The sequence below is a fragment of the Marinomonas sp. UCMA 3892 genome (genome assembly GCF_012726345.1).
Taxonomy (GTDB): domain Bacteria; phylum Pseudomonadota; class Gammaproteobacteria; order Pseudomonadales; family Marinomonadaceae; genus Marinomonas.
In genome coordinates, this window is sequence record NZ_PTXN01000010.1 from 161,667 (window position 1) to 186,658 (window position 24,992).

Here is a 24,992-nt window from a genome sequence, read left to right on the forward strand (position 1 = left end):
ACAACAAGCCACTTTACCTAAAAACAATATAAGCGGCACGGAATAAATGGTTAAGAAAAGTATTCACGACAATTTTCTGGTATCCTGCCTCTATTATTGACTCAACTAGACAGGCCTTTTGTGACCACATTTCAACACGCTCTAAACAACCTTCTTCCAACTAAGCTAACTACTTTACTTTCGGATATGGGATTCACCACCTTCACCCCCATTCAAGAACAAAGTTTACCGCCTATGATTGAAGGCAAAGACATTCTTGCGCAGGCACAAACTGGTAGTGGTAAAACGCTAGCTTTTTCAATTGCTCTTTTACTCAAAATCAACCCACGTTTCTTTGGTGTTCAAGCCCTTGTAATGTGCCCTACTCGGGAACTAGCAGATCAAGTATCCAAAGAAATTCGCAAAGTTGCACGTTATCAAGACAATATTAAAGTGCTAAGCCTATGTGGAGGCATGCCATTTGGCCCACAAATAGGATCCCTGGAACATGGCGCTCATATCGTTGTTGGGACTCCTGGCCGTCTAATGGAACACCTTCGCAAAGGCACACTTAAGCTCAATGCACTAAACACGCTAGTATTAGATGAAGCTGACCGCATGCTGGATATGGGCTTCGTCGATAGCATTCGTGAAATCGTTGAGCTAACACCAAGCAACCGCCAAACGCTGCTTTTTTCCGCAACCTATGGTGATGGTATTGAAGCGATCAGCAAGGAATTTCAGAGCACGCCAATTAGCATCAAGGTAGAAGCACAAGAAGATCTTAAACCTAATATAGAACAGTTTTTTGTTCGTAGCGAAAATAAAGACAAATGCGAGACCTTATTGGCGACATTGCAACATTTTGAACCTCGTCAAGCGATTGTATTTTGCAATACAAAAGCAGAATCACAAGTGGTCGCAGACTGGTTATCTGAACACAAAGTTGCCGCTCAAGCCATTCATGGGGATCTAGAACAAAGACAACGCGATCAAGTACTCGTGCGCTTCAGCAACCAAAGTAGCTGCGTACTAGTAGCTACGGATGTCGCTGCTCGCGGTATTGATGTAAAAGAAATTGATCTTGTAGTGAACTATGACACCACACGCGACACCGATGTCCATACACATCGTATTGGCCGAACTGGCCGCGCAGGTGCCGCAGGTATTGCTGTTAACCTTGTGACATCAAAAGACGATTACAAAGTTCGTGATATTGAATCACGCTTTAATATCACCGCGAATTTTATTGAACTTGAGGCGATTGATCCTCACTACCGCTTAATTCCGCAAAAGACCACCATCTCTTTTGATGCAGGTCGTAAAAACAAGCTTCGCCCAGGCGACATACTTGGTGCATTAACCGCTGGCCTTGGATTGGATAAATCACAAGTTGGCAAAATCGATATTTTTGATTTTCACGCTTACGTTTCAGTCGACAACGAAGTCGCTAAAACCGTTGTTAAAGAGTTTGAAAACAAAAAGATCAAAGGCAAAAACATTCGAGCGCGCATTTTACGATGATCAAAAGGCTCACCTCACCGACGGCGCAAGCTGTCGGTTTTGTTTTAGGCGCACTTATCATCTGCCTAGCCACATTAACTCCTGCAGATATCCTTCCGTCAGTGCCTGGCACTGATAAAACGCATCATGTTATTGGCTTCGGTGGTTGGGCGCTTCTATGCGCGTTTGGCCCAATGAAACGCTTTCTCTTGCTGTCCATGTTTATCATATTTTTAGGCGGCGCAATTGAACTGATTCAGCCTTATGTAAACCGCTATGCGGAATGGTTAGATTTCTACGCTGATGCTTTCGGTGTCATTTTAGCCATCCTAATAAGGCTAATAATTGGACTATTTCTTAAATCAAAATATAAGGTTTAATGAAAGTACGAAAAAGACCTGATAAAGTATAACCATTCGGTCAAACTTTATATTTAAAATCATTTTAGAAAACACACAAGAGAAACATATGAGCCATTTGAAAGCGTGGCGCTCCGCCATTGTTCACTGCATTGCAGATCCCAAAGACGTCGGTATTGATGCTGCATATGAATACTTTGAAGATGGCTTACTAGTCATTCAAGACGATAAAATTTACGCCCTAGGTAATGCTGTCGATCTACTACCAACACTGCCAGATAACACCTTAGTTGAACATCACCCTGATACCATTATCACACCTGGCTTTATCGATACTCATATCCATTACCCACAAACTGATATGATCGGCTCATACGGCGAACAATTGCTAACTTGGCTAAACACCTACACCTTCCCAGAGGAAAGTAAGTTTAGTGATAAGGCTCACGCTCGCGATGTCGCAGATCGTTTTCTGAAAGAACTTTTACGCAATGGCACGACCACCGCTTTGGTATTCGGCACGGTCCATAAAGTATCTGTCGAAGCTTTCTTCGAAGCCAGCGAAGTCCATAACTTACGCATGATTTGCGGCAAAGTCATGATGGATCGCAACGCGCCTGATTACCTCACAGATACACCAGAAAGCAGTTATCAAGAAAGCAAAGAGCTTATCGATACTTGGCACAATAAAGGCCGTTTGCATTACGCTATCACGCCTCGCTTTGCCCCAACCAGCTCTGGTGAGCAGCTTCATTTAGCAGGCAAATTGCTGAGTGAATATGAAGACGTTTACCTGCACACTCATTTATCCGAAAACAAAGATGAATGCGCTTGGGTAAAAGAGCTATTCCCTGCAAGCACCAACTACTTAGATGTTTATGACCAACATAAACTGCTAAGCGAACGTTCTGTTTTTGCCCATGGCATCCATCTATGTGACAGTGAATACCATAGACTGCACGAAACAGGCTCGGCTATTTCTTTCTGCCCAACCTCTAACCTTTTTATCGGTAGCGGTTTATTCAAACTCAATAAAGCAGAAGAACATAAGGTCAACGTAGGTCTTGGCACTGACGTAGGCGGCGGCACTAGCTTCTCTATGCTACAAACCATGAACGAAGCCTACAAGGTCATCCAGTTACAAAATGAAAACCTGAATCCAATTAAATCTCTGTATTTGTCTACTTTAGGTGGCGCTAGAGCACTTCGCCTAGAAGATAAAATTGGTAATCTAGCGGTAGGCAGTGAAGCAGACTTTGTTATCCTTGATAAAAAAGGTACGCCGTTATTAGAATCGCGCTTAGCGTTATCCAAAAATATCGAAGAAAGCCTATTCGTCTTCATGACTATTGGCGACGACCGCGCAATTCAAGCAACTTACTCCGCCGGCAAATGCGTTCACCAACGATAAAGCCGAAGCTCGCCTAGCAAAAAACCAAAACGGCCACTTTACTTACCTGTAAAAGTGGCCGTTTTTTTATATAATCGTCACAATTATTTTTCTATTTAGCACAAATGTTGAGCACAAATATTATGCACTCTCTTGCCACTGTCGCGCTTGGCGCCTTCGCTATTATTTTTTTCTGCGCTGCATTAATTGTTGGACTCATTGTCCTTAAAAAATACAAAGCAGAACAAATACGACTAAACAATCTTGCTAAAAAAAGAGCCGAAGAACAGAAGAATAATCAAGATATATAATAGCAACCAAGAGCAGCAATAGCCCTAGGGATAAAGTCGAACAATGCCGCTTTTCCCTTCTATATCACCGAGAATCCAAACCTTCTCGAAAGCATGAGGAACGGGTATGGTAATAAGATGCTCAAGCGCTTTAATATCTGTTTGGCTCCACGCTGGATGAGTATTTCTAATAACCAACCACACTCTTTTTGAATCGTATTGCTTACTAGACTTATTTTCTAAAATTTTATTCAAGGATCTCAGTAATCGCTCGTCAGCAGGCTCTTCTTTCAGTGCCCGCAAGACATTACGCGTAATTGGGGTAAGATCTCTTCCAAGAATCTCCATCGCCTCTTCTTCTGATCCATAAAGATGAGCTATTTCTAAATCCAGCCGTTCACCTTCCAACATACAAGAGACATCGGGACGAATCGGATCATTGTGCCAAATATGGCGAATATGCTTACCCGTATTACGCTCATAGCAACGCATAAAAAGCTTAGCCGCTTGATGCTCAAGAGCAATTTTTTCTTTCTCACTACTGTGCATAATCAATGCCTCTTGGCAGCATAAGATATGCCATCACAACACGATCTCGAATTTCCGAACCGATATAAAACTGACGCTCTCGATATTGTTGACAATAAGTTTCGCCCTCACCTTGTCCATGTAAGAACTCATTATGAGTAATGCCCTTCAAGACTATCTGCCACTGCTGCAATAAGGATTTCGGAGGGGGCGGCAGTATAGATAAAATACGTTCCGCGGCTAAAAACTCACTTTCCATAGTCATGGCTAACATATCGTCGTTGGCTTCACCTAGCCAGCTAACACCATCTTCTCGCACATACAGCATAGGTAAAAAAGGGGCTAAAGCTGGACATATGTCATTTCTATATACTTCAACATTCCAGTAGGATCTAGCTATTTTGACGAATTGCTCGAAGCTTGCAATATTGTAAAATTGTGACTCGATAAGCGGAAGAACTTCTACTCTAGGTTTATTCGGATTTACTGTATCGTTAGAAACATCAAGATACCAATCACCTAATACCATAGCATTCTGAAAATATTCATCACGAAGAGAGCCCCATACTTTTTTAAGCACCGTTCCTTTAGATAACATATCGCGTATTAATACAAGCCCCGGATCTGTTGATTGTGGAAGCTTCTCTTGAAGCAACACAAACACCGCATCACGGATCTCTTTACAGCGCCCTAAAGGATAGGTTTTATCACCAAAATGCGGGTAACGAGGAACTAAATCTAAGTCGGCTAATAAACGTAAATTCGCTAAACTTTTTATTACGATATCAACCTTTTCAGCTGACCATGCTGAATTAGTATCATTAAACTGCGTCATTAAACTGCCACTACTAAATACGTTAAAATAATCTCTAGATTACGACTAAAAGCCTGACTCTCTAATAAACACACCGTAGATACGTCGTAAACCATCTATCAGTAAACTATGGGGCTCAATAGCTAAGTTAACCTTACCAAATTGCTGCTGCATCAATGGCACTTCGCCAATCAATTTCAGCTGCACTTCATAAGTCGCCTCTTCAGGAATTAATTGATCTTCTAACTTCTGGGTCGCAATTGCACCGCCATAAGTGGATCCAAGACCTGGATAATTGAGGCTCTTAATGGCAGTAGGTAACACTTTGTCTATAAGAAGTTGCTCAGATAAAATCTCACCATCGTTACCAATAAAATCTACCTTACTGCCTTCTTTCAATAAAGGCACGATACGCCCTTCAATATAGGCTTTGACCACTAAACTTTCATCATCATACAAGGTTGCTAAAGGAGATTGACCATTGACATAATCACCTTCTGTTAGCGGTAACCATTCGCCAATATAACCATCGTAAGGTGCTTTGATTGCTAGTTTTTCTCGACGTTCGAGTAAAGATTGAAGGCGAGACTGCTCCCGTGACAATTGAGTTTGTAAAGTAAATACTGAGTCTAATTCGACAGCCCCAGAGCTTGCCCGATACCAACGAGTTTGCAAGGCATCAAGCTTAATCTGCGTTAATCGAATTTGCTGCTCTACATCGGGCGATTCTAATAAAATCAGTAATTGTCCTCTTTTAACCTTTTCGTTTGGAGTCACTTGCCACGAAACAACTCGACTCGACTCACTAGGATAAAAAGTCTGATGTCGCTCAAAAGTAGCAACAGCAGGCGCACTTATTTGGCTTTTCCAAGGTAATACTAATGCAGCCAAAGCCAATAAAAAAAACAATAAAGTCATCACACTAGTACGGTTTAACGACATTTTTTCTCTCAAACTCACCCAAACCTTTATTTCTTTAACAATAGGAAGCAGTACAAACCAAATGATTTCCACCAAAAAAAGTACAATACCTAATATCTTGAACGCAAAATAATAAACTAAGGCGGCGATACCCAAAAATAAAAAGAATCGATAAATCCATGTACTCCAAGCATAAGCGACCATCAGCAGGCATTTTTTGCGATTAAGCGGTTCAGGGGGCAAAAAACCAAAACCAAACAATCGCTCACGCAAAAACCACTTACCCACCAAAAAAGATCGAGGCTGTAAATTCTCCATTCCTAAAAAATCGGATAATGCATAATAACCATCAAAGCGCATAAATGGGCTCGTGTTGATCAACAACGACGATATCCAACTGGTAGTAGCAATAAAAAACAACACACTCCTAAAGCCACCATCAGGAACAATTCCCCACAAAAAAGTAGCAACACAGGCGATATAAATTTCAACTTTCACCCCTGCCATCACAATACTCAAGCGCTGAAACCGTGACCTTAATCGCCAAGCATCCGTCGTATCTGTGTACAAAATCGGCGTCATCAATAAAAAAGCGATCCCCATTGAACTCACCCGACAGCCATAGCGCTTGGCAACGAAGGCATGACCTAATTCGTGGGCCGTTTTTACAAAAATCAATGCCGCAATGTAATAAAAAATAGCCGACATACTAAACAAGTTTTGAAAAGTGTGGGTAAATGTATCCCACTGCTTCAACACTACCACCAAGCCTATACAGCCCAACACGAGCGCGACTCTATCCAGACGTAGTCTGAACAACTGTTTTATAAAAGGATAAAAACGCGTCAATAGTAAATCGGGGCGAATAAGAGGGATTTTGATGAACAAATAGTTATGTAAAAGCCAAAGCAAAACATGTTTTTTTTGTTTAGCTGCCTCTCCGCGAAGGCGAGTTACATCATTTTCAGATTGAGCCTCTAACAGATGGTTACCTTCCAAGAAGCGTAAAAAATATTCTAGTTCAACTTCTTCAACATCAATTCCTCGCGCCTCAATTCGAGAAAGTAATTCTACAGCGCTGCTTACATGACGCCATTCTCGAAATAAATAAAAAGCAGTACGAGACAAGTAAAAAAACTTATTACTGACTGGATCAAAAATTTGCCAGCGAGGCTCTCCATCTTCATCAGGTGGCGCGACTAGTAGAGACAAGTTCTGACGTAATTTTGGCAGCGGTGCATTCACGTCAACAGGCATCTAAATACCTAAATGTTGACGGACAAAAGTAATGGGACGACGTAATAAATAATAAGCCAAAGAGACTTTTTCACCATACAATTTTGCCGTACCACGCAAGCCAATACGAGGAGGAAGATCTTCATGCTGAATGTCAGCCACAATACGATAAGCAATGACTTGATCAGGTGTCAAACTCGGCTCAAAAGAAGAATAATCCAAGCTAAAGGGAATAGGGTTTAGAGGATCAGTATCTAAGTAAAACGTGACATCATTACCATTTGCTAAAGAAATAGCATCGGCAACAGGAAGCATTATTTGCAACTGCACTTTCAATGGATCCGCTATGGATAAAATACGCTCTCCTACAACAACTGGGCGGCCCTTCCATTTTTCAGGATCATCCAGTATTGCAATACCTGACTTCTTCGCAAGAATCTGAGTTTGAGATAGCTTAGTTTTCAAATAATCGCGCTCAATGGTTTTCAACTCGACTTGAGATTCCAACTCAGCCAATTCAGATTTTTTCCTGCGATCCACATAACCAGCTTGTTCAGCAGTTCTTAGTTCCGCCTGAGTTCTTTCTAACTCTCGCTGAGCTACATCAAAAGCCCCTTGAAATTCAGTCATATCCATTTGCACGAGAGGCTGGTCAATGACAACTTGATCTCCAGGCTTTACTAACACCTCACGAACCGCACCAGCAATCGCCGAGGTAACCAAAAGAGATTCTTTTGCAATGATTTCTGCAGGTGCTAAAACTGTCAGCCGAACTGGAACCAATCCAAGCAAAACGATGGCAATAAGGGCGCCAAGCTTCACTTTCTTAGAATTTAATCCACTTAACCATGCTCGCCAACCAGAACGTTGAGTAAACAGTTGCATTGCATGAGCGTAACTCGATGCTAGATGTTGCAAGAGCCCTATTTCTTTCTCTGTCCATGGTTCGGACTTAGCTAATAAAAGCACACCTACTCGTTGAGTAGGTTTAGCCGGTATAAGCAAAGGCAACCACAACATATAAGGCGGAGAGAACTCACTAAGATCATTGAGCAACTCAGCGGGCCAACTCTTAGTATCTATGGTATGTGCTTTATCACCTATCTTTGAAGCACTTACAAAAGCAGAAACTTGCTCAAGCCAAGCACTAAAGGGTGTAGATCGATCGACAAGAGAAAGATCACTCACCGCTTTTAATTTCAATTTTTCCAATTCATTACCAGACAAAAACATTGCTTGCTGGTAAGGCACCAAGGTTCGCGTCATATTCACCATAATAAAGCTCAGATCCGTCGAGGTTTCACAACGACGAACCTGCTGCTCTATTTGCAGTAACTGCGCAACTGATTGATCAATAGACATAAATTACGACGCTAACAACTTCATCAAATCATTTCCATATTCATCAAACTGTTCAGCCGCAATAGCTAATTGCTCATCTAATGGCACAAAGATAGCACCATTAGCTTGAGCAGCTGACTCTGTCGACTCATCTTGAACAGAAGCAGGCAACTGGTCAAGGTCTACTTCAACCTCTAATACCCGAATATTACCACTCGCATCCACGGCATTAATTTTCAGGGTGATTTTACCTTGTCCAGATGGTGGCGTCATAGAGATTTCACCAGTGGTTGGATTTACTTCCACCCAACTTGGCAAACTCGATCCATCCACTAAGGTGGCACTGTAGCTTGCAGCGACTCCTGTATCAGACAAAGAAATGGACACCCTATCAGCTTGAGTAACCATACTGGCAATAGTTAAACCAGTGCTATTAGATAATTGACCAACGCCTTCTGTTACCCGAACCTGACCATTAGCCCCCACATCAACAGACACTCGTGATTCCGATACTATCACTCCATTAGAAGCCCCTTGGCCATTACTTTCTGCTGCTGGGGATGGAACGACACTAACAGCACTGTCAATAGGCGCTGCAACATCAACCAATTGAACATCATCAGCTGACTCTCCAGCAAAACCACTGACGCCAGCACCTGAATCTATAAGACCCGAAGGTAGCGATTCAACATTAGGGTCAACATCTGGAGCATTGAAATCAGCCCCCCCACCTAGAGGCTGTAACGGTGCCGTTGTATTAGGATTCGTCTCAACTGGCGGAGTTACTGGCGATGGTTTCAAAGTCAAAGTTACAGGAACCTTAACTTGACCCCCATTAGAATCGGTTGCTACGACTTGTAGTGTATTTACTCCTTCAAAACCACCCTGCGGTGTTCCAGATATAGTGCGAGTCGCCGCGTTAAATACTAACCCAGTTGGCAGGTTCTCAATACTCCATACCAGCTTACTCGTTTCTCCATTATCCACATCAGCAAATAAATTAGCCGGTAACGTCACTGGATTGAACACCAGACCAGAAGTTCCTGTCATTGCGGCAACGGTACTAGAGGCTATCGGTGCATCATTCACCCCAGTTATGTTAAATACAGCACTAGTGCTCTGAGTCGCATTGCCATCCGTAACTTGAATCGTAAAACTATCAGTAACGGACTGCCCAACCACCAAAGATTGAGTGTCACTATCATTGTTGTTCAGGACATAGCTCACTAAATCAGTCGATACAGTTAATGTCGCTGTACCATAAGTGCCGATTCTTGAGTAAGTAGCGCCATTATCTAAAGTAGTCCAGCCATTATTCGTTAAATACGTAGCGTCATAACTAACGCTACCAACCGTATCAACATCGCCTTTAGTGAGGGTAATAGAGGAACTATTAGTACCAGCTGCGGCATTATTCACTCCTCCTGCTTCCACTAGGATAGCCGTTTCGGCCCCAGCACTCACCGTTGGCGTATTGTCGTTCAAGTCATTGACGCTGACGGTTACCGCTTGCGTGGCACTCAAGCTCCCCGAATTGAGGTTCCCTGCACCGTTATCTGTCGCAATAACATTAAAGCTGTAGCTGGACTTAGTTTCATAATCTGCTGAGGCTTTTAACGTCACCACACCAGTCACCGCATTGATATCCAACAACACCGCATCGGCACCAGACAAACTGTAGCGCAAGGTGTTATTGGTGGCCGTACCGTCTACATCGGTCGCCGTTGCGGTGTAAATAACCGTACTGATATCAGCATTCTCATTGACACTGCCCGTCGCACCGGAAGTCATCACTGGCGTATTGTCGTTCAAGTCATTAACGCTCACGATCACCGCTTGCGTGGTACTCAGACTGCCTGAATTGAAGTTGCCGGCACCGTTATCCGTTGCCACAACATTAAAGCTGTAGCTGGTTTGAGTTTCATAATCCGCTGAGGCTTTCAGTGTCACCTCACCAGTGGTCGCATCGATGATTAACTTATCAGCATCATCTCCAGACAAACTGTAGCGCAAGGTATTATTCGCCGCGGTGCCATCTGCATCGGTACCTGTGGCCGTGTAAATCACGGTCGAGGTATCGGCATTTTCATCAACGCTGCCTGTCGCACCAGAAGTCATCACCGGCGTATTGTCGTTCAAGTCATTGACGCTCACGATCACCGCTTGCGTGGTACTCAGACTGCCTGAATTGAAGTTGCCGGCACCGTTATCCGTTGCCACAACATTAAAGCTATAGCTGGTTTGAGTTTCATAATCCGCTGAGGCTTTCAGTGTCACCTCACCAGTGGTCGCATCGATGATTAACTTATCAGCATCATCTCCAGACAAACTGTACACCAAGGTGCTGTTCGCTGCCGTACCATCTGCATCGGTCGCCGTTGCGATGTAAATAACCGTACTGGTATCAGCATTCTCATTAACACTGCCCGTCGCACCAGAAGTCATCACCGGCGTATTGTCGTTCAAATCATTGACGCTGACGATCACCGCTTGCGTGGTACTCAAGCTACCAGAGTTTAGGTTCCCAGCACCGTTATCTGTCGCAATAACATTAAAGCTGTAGCTGGACTTGGTTTCATAATCCGCTGAGGCTTTTAACGTCACCACACCAGTCACCGCATTGATATCCAACAACGCCGCATCGTCACCAGACAAGCTGTAGCGCAAGGTGTTATTGGTCGCCGTACCGTCTGCATCGGTCGCGGTAGCTGTGTAAATAACCGTACTGGTATCAGCATTCTCATTGACACTGCCCGTCGCACCGGAAGTCATCACTGGCGTATTGTCGTTCAAGTCATTGACGCTGACGATAACCGCTTGCGTGGTACTCAGACTGCCTGAATTGAAGTTACCGGCACCGTTATCCGTTGCCACAACGTTAAAGCTATAGCTGGTTTGAGTTTCATAATCCGCTGAGGCTTTCAGTGTCACCTCACCAGTGGTCGCATCGATGATTAACTTATCAGCATCATCTCCAGACAAACTGTACACCAAGGTGCTGTTCGCTGCCGTACCGTCTGCATCGGTCGCGGTAGCTGTGTAAATAACCGTACTGGTATCAGCATTCTCATTGACACTGCCCGTCGCACTGGAAGTCATCACTGGCGTATTGTCATTCAGGTCATTAACGCTGACGGTCACCGCTTGCGTTGTACTCAAGCTACCAGAGTTGAGGTTCCCAGCACCGTTATCTGTCGCAATAACATTAAAGCTGTAGCTGGTTTGAGTTTCATAATCCGCTGAGGCTTTCAGTGTCACCTCACCAGTGGTCGCATCGATGATTAACTTATCAGCATCATCTCCAGACAAACTGTACACCAAGGTGCTGTTCGCTGCCGTACCGTCTGCATCGGTCGCGGTAGCTGTGTAAATAACCGTACTGATGTCAGCATTCTCATTGACACTGCCCGTCGCACCGGAAGTCATCACTGGCGTATTGTCGTTCAAGTCATTGACGCTGACGATCACCGCTTGCGTGGTACTCAGACTGCCTGAATTGAAGTTGCCGGCACCGTTATCCGTTGCTACAACATTAAAGCTATAGCTGGTTTGAGTTTCATAATCCGCTGAGGCTTTCAGTGTCACCTCACCAGTGGTCGCATCGATGATTAACTTATCAGCATCATCTCCAGACAAACTGTACACCAAGGTATTATTCGCCGCGGTGCCATCTGCATCGGTCGCGGTAGCTGTGTAAATAACCGTACTGGTATCAGCATTCTCATTGACACTGCCCGTCGCACCGGAAGTCATCACTGGCGTATTGTCGTTCAAGTCATTGACGCTGACGATCACCGCTTGCGTGGTACTCAGACTGCCTGAATTGAAGTTGCCGGCACCGTTATCCGTTGCTACAACATTAAAGCTATAGCTGGTTTGAGTTTCATAATCCGCTGAGGCTTTCAGTGTCACCTCACCAGTGGTCGCATCGATGATTAACTTATCAGCATCATCTCCAGACAAACTGTACACCAAGGTGCTGTTCGCTGCCGTACCGTCTGCATCGGTCGCGGTAGCTGTGTAAATAACCGTACTGGTATCAGCATTCTCATTGACACTGCCCGTCGCACCGGAAGTCATCGCCGGCGTATTGTCGTTCACATCGGTGATTGACAGAGTAACGTCTTGTTCAGTGCTGCGCATACCATCGGACGCAATCACGGTAAAGTTATAAGACGACTTAGTTTCGTAGTCCGCCGCTGCTTTCAGCTTCACTTCACCAGTCGTTGAATCAATAGTAAATACGTTGTGATCATCCGTCACTTTTAAGCTGTAAGTCACGCTGTTATGAACGGAAGTGCCGTCGGCATCGGTGGCATTTGCATCGTATACAACTGTTGTCACTGCCGTATTTTCAGCCAAAGTCGCTGTTGCCGCAGAGCTAAACACAGGCGCATTGTCGTTGATATCATTAATAGAGATAGTGACTGCCGCTGCGGTAGAAGCTTGCCCTACTGCATCGGTCGCCATGATATTCAGTGTATAAGAGGTCGCAGTTTCATAATCAATCGCTGCAGCACCCGCGCTGGTAAGTGTCACGACACCATTATTGTCAATCGCAAAGTAGCCATTGTCGTTACCCGATTGAATCGAGAACTGACTTACTCCGTTCGTATCTGTGGCTTTAACTTGGCCGATAACGGTATCAGCCACCATGCCTTCATCAAGATTAAAAGCTTGAGAGGCCGTCACAACAGGGGTGGTATTATCAATCGTTAATGTATCGCCAGAGGTAAATCCAGCCCCGATGGCGTTACTCACTGTATCAGTAATACCCGTACCAGAAGCGTTAAGGTCAAGACGAAGGCTACCATCACCACTGATGTTATTCACGGTGACCTGATAAGTACGACCCGAGCCTGTTATTGAAGCAACAGTACCCGTTGCACCACCAGACAAACTAAAGTCGCTAACATCGACACCGGTTACGGCCTCGTTAAAGGTTACTGTATAGGTTGCACTGTCTGCGGTGGTCAACACAGCACCATCTCGGTTAATCGCAACAACACTTGGACCTGTATTATCTATAGTGATTTGTTGCCCTGTAACCCCAGCGCCTATCGCATTGCCCGCCGTATCAGTGATCCCTGTTCCAGAGTCTTTTAAATTCACCCCCAAAGTACCATCACTACTAACGCCATTCACTGTAATGGTATAAACCGAATCAGAGACTTGCGTCACACTCGTGATCGAGCCACCAGCGGCGGTGCCAGTCAATACAAAATCAGCGGCATCCACTCCACTCACGGCTTCACTGAATACCGCGGTAAAAGTGGCCGCACTGCCGCTTTGTGTATCTGCTCCCGCACGCACAATCGCCACGCCCGTTGGTGCAGTGGTATCAATAACAAAAGTATCACTGTCACCATCAGCTAAAGCATTACCAGAAGCGTCTGTAATGTTTGATTTATTCAAGGTCAATACATAAGTGCCTTCCGACGTTGTCACGCTCGACAAATCAATGGTATAAGCATGACCACTGCCCGTCACTGACAACCCACTGATATCTACCGTATCGCCATTACGAGTAAGTGCGAAGTCTGCAATATCAACATTAGTCACTTGCTCACTGAAGTTAATAGTAACCGTACCCGCATTGGGTTGAGTAGGATCGGCAATATCTACAATCGCAACCGTGGGCGCTGTAGTGTCTACCGTACCCGTGGTAAAGTTATAACTTATTGTATCGCTGATGGCTGCTAGAGCATTATCTGAACTGTCTGTTAACGCACCCGCCGTTATCTGAATGGCGTACTGGTTGGTCGCCATCAGATTATTCGTTGGGTTGATGGTCAATTTATTACCCACAATAGCAAGCTGCCCATTGTGGTTGCCCACATCAATGGTCAAACTATTCGCACCATTGCCTGTAATATCGTACAGGGTAATGGTGCCAGCATTACCTAACTGAACCCCCTCATCAAAGGTAATCTCAATAGAGTCCGCGACCGACACCCCAGTGGCATTGTCGGCAGGTACTACAGCACTAATAGTCGGTGCAATATCATCACTCACCGTAATACTGAACGATTTCTCAAATGTGGCATCGCCATCGTTCACCTGTACACGGATGCTATAAGTGCCAGCAGGCACATTCGCACGGTCCGTCACACGCAGATTGGCGCCATCAATATTGAACTTAGCGTTATCCGTATCGTTCACGCCAGACACTAACGAATAAGTGAAGCTTTCACCAGTATCCGCATCGGTGGCGGAGAAGCTACCGACCACTACATTAGTGGCACCTTCAGAATGGCCGTATGTCGTATCACTCAATACAATATCGGTTGGCGCATCGTTAATAGAGGTACTCACTACCGTAGTAGTACTATCTATGCCGTTTGTGGTGCCATCGTTTACCGTAATAGTGAACGTGGTAGACTCGGTTAAGCCTACTGCGACACGATTATCTGCCGGATCAAACACCAAGGCACGCAACGCCGCCTGAGCCGAGGCCAAAGTCGTCGACGTTAGGGTATAAGAACCACTACCGGCATCGGTAAAACCAGAAGCGATTAACGAAGCGGCAGTAAAAGTCCCTTTCGCCGCCGTATCCAACGCCACCGTCATCGATACATTAGCACTATCCACATCAGCCAAGACCACATTACTAAATGGCGTCAGAGTGGCAGAGTCATTAACGGCTTGATTTGCAGAAGCGCCTGAAATAGTTGGCGCATCATTAACCTCGGTAATATTGATACTAACCGTTGAGTTAGAAGCTAAGGAGGCTGAATTGGCATCGTTAGCACTGATAGTTAGGGTTGCAGCACCATTACCGCTGACATTATTTGCACCGGTATATTGAATGTTTGAAGCAGTGTCCAAGTAAGTATTGATATCTGTAGCAGAACCAGACAACGTAATAGTTTTGCTATCAACCAAGGTTTCGGTGACACCACTTCCAAAACCGCTGCCATCAGCTGGTGATGAGAAGCTCCCCTTGTCGATCGACAGAGTCACCGTCAGGTTATCATTATCTACATCCGCAAAGACCACACTAGAAAGGTCTAGGTTAGAAGCCGTGTCTTCCGTTACTGAAATGGTTGCAGGTGCATTAGCAACCGTAGGCGCATCATTCACATTGGTAATATTAATGTTCACCGTTGGGTTAGATGCTAGATTCGCGGTGCCATCGCTGGCGCTGATGGTTAATGTGGCGGCATTGGTACCCGCAGCATTCGCCGCACCGGTATATCGAATATTAGAAGCCGTATCCAGATAGGTATTAATATCCGTAGCACTACCTACTAACGTAATAGTCGTTGCATTGACTAGCGCCTCAGTCACTCCCGCGCCAACGCCAGAACCATCGGCAGGTGTAGAGAAAGTTCCATTATTCACCGACAAGGTAACGGTTAACGAGTCATCATCACCATCGGCAAAAGTCACGGCTGAAAGATCAATATTAGATGCCGTATCTTCTGTTGTAGTAATAGAAGCTGGTGCGCCGGAGATCGTTGGGGCAGCGTTGGGAGGAGCGATCGTAGAAACATCTACTCGCGCAGGTGTGCCTTGAAGGTTTGGCGTGCCTTCGTCGTCTTCTGCCACTACATAAATATCATAAGCCGTGTTAGCAGATAGCCCTGAGACACTGAAGGTGTTCGAGAAAGCGCCGGTACTGACAGCAGCATTACCTGACGTAATGGCGGCACCACCGCCTGACGCCGTTCCAGCTTTTACTTCCGCAGCGGTAGGCGCTGTCGCTCCATCAGGTACAACAACGTAGTAAATCGTACCTGCTTCATCAATATCGGCAGTTAAATCTAAAGTAGTGGTCGAAATATTCAATGCGGAAGGCGTTGAAGTTTCAAAGCTTGGAGCTGCTGTATCGACGCCAGCGCCAGTAGTAAAACTTAGCGTGGTTTTATCAACAATGCCCACAAAGGTCATGCCATCGGCATCAAAAAAAGCTTGCTTGTCGATTTGAATATAGTATTCGGTGCTGGCATCTAGATCGGTTGTTGGGTTAATCGTAATCGTTGAAGAACCCGAGCCTGTGACTCTGCCATCATTGCCTGGAATAGATTCCACTAAAGAATTATCAGAAGTTTTATAAATCTTAATTGCGCCAGTGCCAGTTGAAGAAATGATTTCATCAAAGGTTAAAGTAATATTGGCGGTCGGTTCAATCCCTGTTGCATTATTGGTTGGCGTGGCTGAGTCAATAACAGGGGGTTTATTATCTGTTCCGGCAACCGTTCCATCCTGACGATAATAAGAAGGGACACCAGCGCCATCAGCAACAATAACATCTTCGTCACCATCATGATCAAAATCTGCGACTAGGAAAGCTTCACTGTTCTGCAGAGGAAAAGAGGTATTCGGAGTTACTTTAGTAAAGCTTCCACTTCCATCATTGTCGAAAAAGGAATAAGCCGCCCCATCATAAGCTAGAAAGTCCTGATCGCCGTCAGAATCGTAATCAATAGCAACTGTATACAGCCAATTATCACTACCAGTTACTGCACCAGCTGAGGCTAGTGGATCTTGGCTGAGTGTGAAAGTAGAATCCCCGTTATTTAGATAATAAGAAGGCAACCCTGTGCCATCAGCAGCAATAACATCTTCGTCACCATCATTATCAAAATCTGCAACTAGGAAAGCTTCACTGTTCTGTAAAGGGAAAGAGGTATTCGGAGTTACTTTAGTAAAACTTCCACTTCCATCATTATTGAAGAAGGAATAAGCCGATCCATCATAAGCTAAAAAGTCTTGATCGCCATCCGAATCGTAATCAATTGCAACGGTATAAAGCCAATTATCACTACCAGTTACTGCACCAGCTGAGGCCAGTGGGTCTTGGCTGAGAGTGAACGTAGAATCCCCGTTATTTCGATAATAAGAAGGCAACCCTGTGCCATCCGCAACAATAACATCTTCATCTCCATCATTATCAAAATCAGCGACTAGGAAAGCTTCACTCTTCTGTAAAGGGAAAGAGGTATTCGGAGTTACTTTAGTAAAACTTCCACTTCCATCATTATTGAAGAAGGAGTAAGCCGATCCATCATAAGCTAAAAAGTCTTGATCGCCATCCGAATCGTAATCAATTGCAACGGTATAAAGCCAGCTTTGATCACCTGATACGGCCCCAGCAGCTGCAAGTGGATCTGCAGTTTGAGAGAATTGTGAAGCTAAAACCCCCGAGTAATCACTAACAGATATATTGTTAGATTCAATACTGGCAGTTGATGCTTCCAACACCCAATCCCCACCAAGCACCGCAGAACCAGTCAAATCATCAGAAGCCGCGATATCAGCCCCTGTTACTTGGGCAAATTGATTGATAAAAGCCATACCCGTGTCGCCTTGGGCGACGTTACAGCCGTAGAGCAAGATGTCGCCACTATCGCTTAGAGCCTTGCCCCAAGCGGCGTAAGTAGCCGAATTTTGTGTGATAGCATCCGCTGAAACCGTTTCTGCACCGAGGTAGATTTCGCCTACACCGCCGTGAGACAGAATGTGTAACGCATCCAAGTCACTGTAGTTGGCAAGGATTTCGGTGATTTGCTCGGTGGCAGAGCGTGAACCATCCAACAACCAAATATCCGCTTCTGGATTCGCTTGCTTGGTCAGCTCGACTAAACCCGGCACACGGGAGTCAATAATAATAACTTGCTTGGCATCGGCAACGGATTGCTCAAGCAAGGTGCCTTCGCGGTTCAGATCCACAATGGCATCAAGCTGTGCTTGGGTCAGCGCCCCTTCATTAAGCAATGTACCTGCAATAGTATAATTGTCGCCAGAGGTAAATTGGGCCGTGGACGCCTGACTAAGCGCATCATCAGCAGAACCCGTGAAGCTCAAGCCGACCGTTTGGCCTATCGTACCATTTACACCACTAACCGTGACCTTGAACACCTTACCATCGGAACTAGAAACATTGCTCACACCAGTATTACTTGCGTTACCTGTGACAGCAAAATCACTGGTTTCAATTCCAGTAACGGTTTCACTCATAACAACAGTGAAAACGACATCGGTGGCGGTATTTGCTTCAACCTGATTCACCATGCCACGACTTATAGACGTTACAGTCGGCAAGGTATTGTCGATAGTATAAGATTCGTCCGTTGCCAGTTCTGTCCCAGCCAAAGCATTACCAGCTATGTCTGTAATGTTTTGGCCAGAATTGAAGTTCAAGCCAAGGGCACCATCACCGACAATATTACTAACAGTAACGGTATAAGAAGAACCCGAACCCGATACGGCTGAAATAGCGCCGGTTACATCACCAGAAATTTCAAAATCATCCATGCTGACATTGGTAACGGCTTCACTAAAGGTCACATCAAAGGTCACCGAATCTGCCGTACTTAAAGCGGTATTCGTCGTGATAATCGCGGTAGCAGTCGGTGCGGTGTTTTCAATAGTGTAGGTTTCTAATAACGCACTAGGTGTCGTTGCAGTTAACGCATTGCCCGCAATATCATTTACTGTCGCCGCAGACTTAAGCTGTACGCCCAAAGTGCCATCACCATCGACGCCAGAAATAGTAATCACAAAGCCATTGCCGGTACCCGTTACGCTGCTAATATTTGCACCGTTGGTCGCCGTTCCGGTTAATTCGAAATCATCAATACCCAAACCTGTTACGGTTTCGCTAAACACCGCGATAAACTGTACTGAGTCGGCATTAGTCGTGGCACTGTCTACGCGGTTTATTGAGATTAACGTCGGTGCTACCGTATCAACGGTATATACCTCATCATCCGCTGGTTCTGCGGTAGCGAGGGCGTTACCCGCCGCATCCGTCACAGCATGATCGGACTTCAAGTTAAGCCCTAGCGTGCCAACACCAGAAATGCCGGTGACATTGACGGTAATCGTATTAGTGCCTGAGCCAGTAATGCTGCCAATTGTGCCCGCTACTGAACCGCCGACATTCAGCTCAAAATCTCCAGCCACCGCAGTAACCGCTTCATTAAAGGTCAAGGTAAAGCTAGTTGTATCACTGTTGACCACATCGTCATCGGCGCGCTGAATCGATAAGAACGTCGGCGCAGTAGAGTCGGTAACACCTGTAGTAAAGTTCAACGTCGTGTTATCACTGATGCCTGCATAGGTATTCCCTGCCGTATCGCGTACGGCGTTACCATCTATACGAATCGCATAAGTAGTGGCTTCATCTAGGTCAGACACTGGATTCAAGGTAACTGTATTGCCAGAATACGTTAAATTACCGCCGTTCAATACATCAAAAGTCTCTACCGTAGTACCGGTCGTGACATTGATTAGGGTAATCTCATCATAACCTTTGGCAATGTCTTCACTAAACGTCAGAGTGATGTCGCCACTTGGGGCAACTGAAACAGCCCCATCAGCAGGGTTACTAGAAGACAAAGTCGGAGCGGTATCATCGACAGTAATGGTTAAGCCAGAGGATGCCACACTGACATTGCCGGCCGTATCGGTAGCTTTTGTCGTTAAGGTATGACTACCAGTAGAAAGCTCTGAGCTGGTAATGCTCCAATTACCTGAACCATCCGCCGTTGCTGAACCAAGTGATGTGGTTCCGTCGGTATCATAAAGAACCACGGTCGCGCCAGCTTCAGCGGTTCCTGTCACGGTTGGCGTTGTATCATTTGTTATGTCATCGGTGGAAGAAGTACCACTGTCCGTCCCCGCTGTCATATCTGGCGTAGTCGGAGAACTAGGCGCTGTGGTGTCAATCACGATCGCTTTATTAGCCCCAAGAGAGTCAGATGCGCCAGGAGTCGCTAAGGTTAAAGTAGCGTCATAACCACCCGCATCTTTAATGCTACCTCCGTTTAAGGTTAATGCAGATGTACTGATGTAATCTAAATCAGCACTGGTATCACCTGCTTGTACCGTATAATTAAACGTCAGCGTATTGCTGCCAGAACCAGATACATAATCGACAACACGGTCTTCGGAGCCTGTTTCTAATATTAATTGTGGCGTGCCTGTCACAGTAACAGCATCATCAAAGGTCACTGTTATTGCAATAACATCGCCTTCATTATAACTACCATTACTTGTAGTCGCAGCCACACTGGCCACCACTGCAGGTACTTGAACCACAGCCACCGTTGACGCAATAGATAAGTCCGCTACATTATCATTAGCACCAGTATTACTTCCAGAATCAGTAATAGAGGTCAATGTGACTACTCGGTTTCCTTCTGTTGGTGCTTCAGACGTGTTTTTATATTTTAAAAATGGTACATAGTTCTGCCAAACCGCTGCAGTATCTGAGGCATTGATCGTCACAGTCGCTGTGGTGCCAGTCAAGCTCACCGTATAGCTAAACACTGCCGGGCTAGTATGTGAGGCACTTTGATTATCTTGCAAAGCAATATTAACACTACCAAAGGTTAAAAATTCATTGCCTAGATCACTGATGTTACTGACAGTAAGCGTCAGCTGTTCAATGGTTTGACCTGCTTCAACCGTGCTCGCATTGGGATTATTGAATAAGGTGACATCAGCACCTCCTTCAGTAAAGGTAGGATTCAAAGGAGTAGCGGTTAACGTCGGCTCATCGTTGACCTCAGTAATATTAATATTTACCGTTGAGATTGTAGAATCCGTGGTACCGTCATTAGCCTTGATACTAATCGTTGCGGCATTATCACCACTGGTGTTGCTAGCGCCTATGTATTGAATGTTGGTGGTAGTGTCCAAATAAGTATTAATATTCGCGGCAGTACCTGAAAGTGTCAACGTTCCCGTACCGGAGTTACTCACTGTCACATTGCCACCAGAAGAAGCGGCTAACGTGCCAGCCGATGTGGTCAGGGTGACCGTAAGATTATCGCCATCGCTGTCAACAAAAGTCACGCCAGACAGGTCAACATTGGAAGCGGTATCTTCAGTGACAGTAATATCTGCAGGTGCATTAGAAATGGTTGGCGTATCATTGACTGGCGTCAGTAAAAGCGTTTTAGTAACAATATTACTCTGATCAATGCCGTCATTTACGACAAAAGTCACACTTCTTGAAGTACTTATCAATGTAGGCACATCAGAAGTGGATGAGTAGGTAACGGCTCTTAACGCACTTTGCCATTCAGCTAGATTAGCTGACGCACTCGCGGAAGTTAAGGTCAGTGTGCCATTAATCGAGTCGTAAGACGCTGAAATGTTACCCATACTGCTGCCGTCATTTATAAACGTCAGAAGATCACCTGTTGTGAAATGCGTGCTAATAGCAATGGTTGCCGTGGCTAGCGTTGTACTGTCAATGTCACTTAAAACTAAATCTGACGCAACCACAGCAGCTGTACCACCTTCTGTATAATTAACTGGTGGTTTGAAGTCAGAATCTAAACTCCCTGAGCTGGAGTATTTGGCAAGAACAAAATCATTATTTCCATTCGCCTGATAGCGATTTCCAGCAATAAAAATATAACCATCGGCATCAATATCAGCTCCCCAAGCATAATTTTTACGTCCATCTAAATCGGTAGTAACTTTGCCACTCGTACCAAATGTCGTGTCCAACGAACCGTCTGCATTGAAGCGCATTAACTGATAATCGGCACCACCACCATTCGCATTATTTCCAATTAAATTAATTTTGCTATTTGCATCAATAATAATTTCTTTATATTGACTAAAACCTAAACCTGACAGGTTTATAAAACCATTAGTGCCAAAACTGCTGTCAAGACTGGCCGTCGTTAAATCCACTTTCAATAGTTCGCTGTTTTGAACAAAAGAACCATCTAGATATTGTGTGGAGACCATCGCAAAAAGCGCATTATCACTGGCACCCGATATACTGACTGTAAATGTGAACAAAGTACCAGAATAATTGGGCGTAATAATAGCAAAACCTGCCGTACCAAAATCAGTGTCAGCAACACCATCTACAGAATATTTGACAACTACCAACTTTTTGTTAACAGTATCATTTAATGTTTGATAGACACTACCATCAGAGGCAACTTTGAACCCCCCACTCGTGGCGTTTGGATAGGTTGCATTTTTTAAGACTCCATTAACACCCCAATTAGCATCAAGGTTGCCAGAAGCGTCTAATTTAACCAATGTCGAATCTGACGAATAGCCAAATAGATAACCGCCATCCGAAGTTAATTGTACTTTCCAGAAATAAGCACTGCTGGGCTCATCATAAGTAAAAAAACCATTATTACCAAAGGAAGTATCGACAGAGCCATCCGAGTTATAACGCACAACAATACTTTCGTTTTCGTTTACATCATTCTTAGTTTGACCCGCAACCACAATTTTGCCATTGGCATCAATCGCGATGGCATAAGCTCGATCATCCCCAGACTCTACACTTGACTCTGTATTCGTTGCAGCGCCTAAACTACTAAACGACGTTAAAACTACTCCATTATCACCAAATGAACTATCAAGACTTCCATCTGTGTTGTAACGCAATAGAGCAATGTCATCAGATGTACCTGTCCAGCTATAACCGACTACAACAGCTTTTCCATCAGACTGAACGGCGACTTCATAGGCACGATCTGTTCCTGAGCCAATGGCCTCACCAAAAGTACCATACTGATCACTTAATACAGGCGCATCATTCACCGCCGTCACCGCGATATCGCGGATGTTCGATCCTTGGTTCCCCGCCCCGTCGGTCAGGTTGAAGGTCACCGTGCGAGCCGAGGCACTTGGGTTGTCTGATGTGCTGTTATAACGAATGGCCTGAAGCACTCCTTGGATATCTGCCGCCGTTGCGGAAGATAAGAAGGTTAAAGTCCATATTGTGTTGTTGGTCACACTGGAGGCCGTCACGGTACCAATATTGGTCGAACCAGAACGTAAATCTGTTCCGTTGACGTTAATGCCCGTCGATATGCCCGTGGCGAGTGACAAAGTATCAGTCGCTTCCGCATTAGCGGAAATCTGCACGGTTAAGACGGACGAACCGGGGCTTCCCACTTCGGTTAGTGTCGCGCCGCCGTCAATGACAGTTGCAGCGTCATTTTCCATATAAGTCAACGATCCGCCCGTGGTGGAAATCACCGGATTGGTCGCATCAATGGTGAGCGTTAGTCCAGAAGAAGTAGAAGACACATTGCCAGCCGCATCGGTGGCCTTGGTCGTGACGATGTGGGAACCATCCGATAAAGCGCTCGACGTGATTGACCAATTGCCAGCCCCATCGGCAGTGGCGGTGCCCAGCGACGTGGTGCCGTCGGTGTCGAACAAGGTCACCGTTGCGCCCGCTTCCGCCGTACCGGTAAAGGTCGGCGTGTTATCTTTAGTAACATTATCCGTACTGGATATACCGGTATCAGATGCCGCTGACAAATCCGGTGTTGATGGGGCATTAGGGAGCGCACTAGCCGCAGTGATATTCGTTAACACAACCGAGTCAAAGTCTACTACGACACCTAATGAATCTGAAGATGTCATGGTGATATTCGAAACACCTTGAAATCCAGCACTACTTAGATCAATAGTAACCGTTTGACCAGAACTTATAGTTGATGTGGTAAAAGCTGCTCCGTCATTAGGGGTAAACGTAAAAGTAGCATCGGCATTAGCGTTATAAATTTTGATGGAGGTAAAATCGAAGACCTTACCACTTATCGTAAACTCAAGCTGACTAGTAATTTGGGAACCGGTATAAGTTGAAATTGAATTGCTACCATCCACAGAAGTGGTGGTCTGTGTGCTATCCCCAAAGTTTTCTGTTGCAACTACCGTCAACGTTTCACCATCTTTGGTCTGTGTCACTGTTTTGCTCCCAACACCCGAAACACCTGACTCAAACCCAAAGGTAACGTTTGCCAACGTGCCTTGATAATTCACATCCTGTAATGCGGCCACATCAATCTGGCCTATACTTTTCTCAAGCACCCAATCCCCACCTTTACCCGCCGCACCAGTGATATCATTAGACGCTGCCACATCCGCTTGGGTAGCTTGGGCTAGAGCAGTAATAAAGTCTTGCCCTTCTCCGCTGGCAACCGAACAGCCATAAAGCAACAAATCACCTTCTTCGTTCAGCGCTGCGCCTAATTGGGCTAAATCAGCAGAGCGAGTTTTGACGGTAATATTATCTAGACTAAATCCCCCTAAATTGACCTGCCCTTCGGCGCCATGGCTAATTACATGAATAGCATCATAATCGCTGTGGGTCTTTGCCCACTCTGCCATTTGCGCTAAACCATCTTGGGTGGAATCCAATAACACAACTTCCACACCAGTATTTGCTCCGTCGATTAAACTTTGGTAATCAGCAACGTTGTCTTCAATGAAAACTACTTCTTTTTTACCATTATTTAAGCTTGGGTCTACCGCCCTAACTTCTGTGGGTGCAACAACAAAAGAGGTATCTGAACCCTGATGACTATTGTCTATTTGCGAAGCATCATGAAGCTGCGAGTCAGTTAGCACATCAACTGCAGTGGCAACCGCAGCACCATCCAACAATAAACGCGGCTCTAAAGCAGTAATCAGCGGCTTACGCGCCTGTTTTTTATTGCCTAGAGAGTAATGACCTGACGCTTTTTTGCCTGATTTGTTGGAATATTGCTTTTTCATGATCACCACCTCTATGGGTATATTTTTTAGCAACTCATGTATTGTTGCTAAAATTCATTCAATCTGTTGTAAACGCTGCTTTATTGTTTTTAGCAACATTTGTTACTGTTCTTTTAAAAATACTGCTC

Annotated in this window: 8 protein-coding genes; 3 read left to right on the forward strand and 5 right to left on the reverse strand. The window is 45.1% G+C overall.

The genetic code is table 11. The annotated features are described in order from the left end of the window. The first annotated feature begins 120 nt into the window (after nt 1-120). From dbpA to guaD, 3 genes are all read left to right on the forward strand, one after another. Complete coding sequence (dbpA, locus tag B6N13_RS15550) at nt 121-1,503, forward strand: ATP-dependent RNA helicase DbpA (RefSeq protein WP_083766333.1); 1,383 nt, start codon at nt 121-123, stop codon at nt 1,501-1,503. Continuing rightward, nucleotides 1,500-1,862, forward strand: a complete 363-nt coding sequence (locus B6N13_RS15555; RefSeq protein ID WP_012069387.1) for a hypothetical protein — start codon at nt 1,500-1,502, stop codon at nt 1,860-1,862. The genes dbpA and B6N13_RS15555 overlap by 4 nt, the downstream gene beginning before the upstream one ends. Before the next feature lie 88 nt (nt 1,863-1,950). After that, nucleotides 1,951-3,252 (forward strand): guanine deaminase, encoded by a 1,302-nt coding sequence (gene guaD, locus B6N13_RS15560; RefSeq protein ID WP_012069386.1) that lies wholly within the window; start codon nt 1,951-1,953, stop codon nt 3,250-3,252. A 314-nt stretch (nt 3,253-3,566) separates the two neighbouring features. Here the strand turns inward: guaD and B6N13_RS15565 are convergent, their stop codons facing one another. The 5 genes from B6N13_RS15565 to B6N13_RS15585 are packed head-to-tail and all read right to left on the reverse strand — an operon-like array spanning nt 3,567 to nt 24,864. Continuing rightward, nucleotides 3,567-4,070, reverse strand: a complete 504-nt coding sequence (locus B6N13_RS15565) for a hypothetical protein (RefSeq protein ID WP_169459903.1) — start codon at nt 4,068-4,070, stop codon at nt 3,567-3,569. Further along, nucleotides 4,060-4,884, reverse strand: a complete 825-nt coding sequence (locus tag B6N13_RS15570; RefSeq protein ID WP_169459904.1) for a hypothetical protein — start codon at nt 4,882-4,884, stop codon at nt 4,060-4,062. Before B6N13_RS15570 ends, B6N13_RS15565 begins: the two co-directional genes overlap by 11 nt. Nucleotides 4,885-4,929: 45 nt before the next feature. Beyond that, nucleotides 4,930-7,041, reverse strand: coding sequence for an HlyD family efflux transporter periplasmic adaptor subunit (locus B6N13_RS15575; RefSeq protein WP_169459905.1), 2,112 nt, complete (start codon nt 7,039-7,041; stop codon nt 4,930-4,932). Next, complete coding sequence (locus B6N13_RS15580; protein WP_169459906.1) at nt 7,042-8,382, reverse strand: HlyD family efflux transporter periplasmic adaptor subunit; 1,341 nt, start codon at nt 8,380-8,382, stop codon at nt 7,042-7,044. It abuts the gene before it with no gap. Between the two features lie 3 nt (nt 8,383-8,385). Beyond that, entirely contained in the window at nt 8,386-24,864 is a 16,479-nt protein-coding gene (locus B6N13_RS15585) for a cadherin domain-containing protein (protein ID WP_169459907.1), read from the reverse strand. Between the last annotated feature and the right edge of the window lie 128 nt (nt 24,865-24,992).

Bases quoted from the DNA above. Each gene is read 5' to 3' on its own strand.
- B6N13_RS15565 (WP_169459903.1), bottom strand. From the start codon at position 4,070: ATGCACAGTAGTGAGAAAGAAAAAATTGCTCTTGAGCATCAAGCGGCT.
- B6N13_RS15580 (WP_169459906.1), bottom strand. From the start codon at position 8,382: ATGTCTATTGATCAATCAGTTGCGCAGTTACTGCAAATAGAGCAGCAG.
- B6N13_RS15570 (WP_169459904.1), bottom strand. From the start codon at position 4,884: ATGACGCAGTTTAATGATACTAATTCAGCATGGTCAGCTGAAAAGGTT.
- B6N13_RS15585 (WP_169459907.1), bottom strand. From the start codon at position 24,864: ATGAAAAAGCAATATTCCAACAAATCAGGCAAAAAAGCGTCAGGTCAT.
- B6N13_RS15555 (WP_012069387.1), top strand. From the start codon at position 1,500: ATGATCAAAAGGCTCACCTCACCGACGGCGCAAGCTGTCGGTTTTGTT.
- guaD (WP_012069386.1), top strand. From the start codon at position 1,951: ATGAGCCATTTGAAAGCGTGGCGCTCCGCCATTGTTCACTGCATTGCA.
- B6N13_RS15575 (WP_169459905.1), bottom strand. From the start codon at position 7,041: ATGCCTGTTGACGTGAATGCACCGCTGCCAAAATTACGTCAGAACTTG.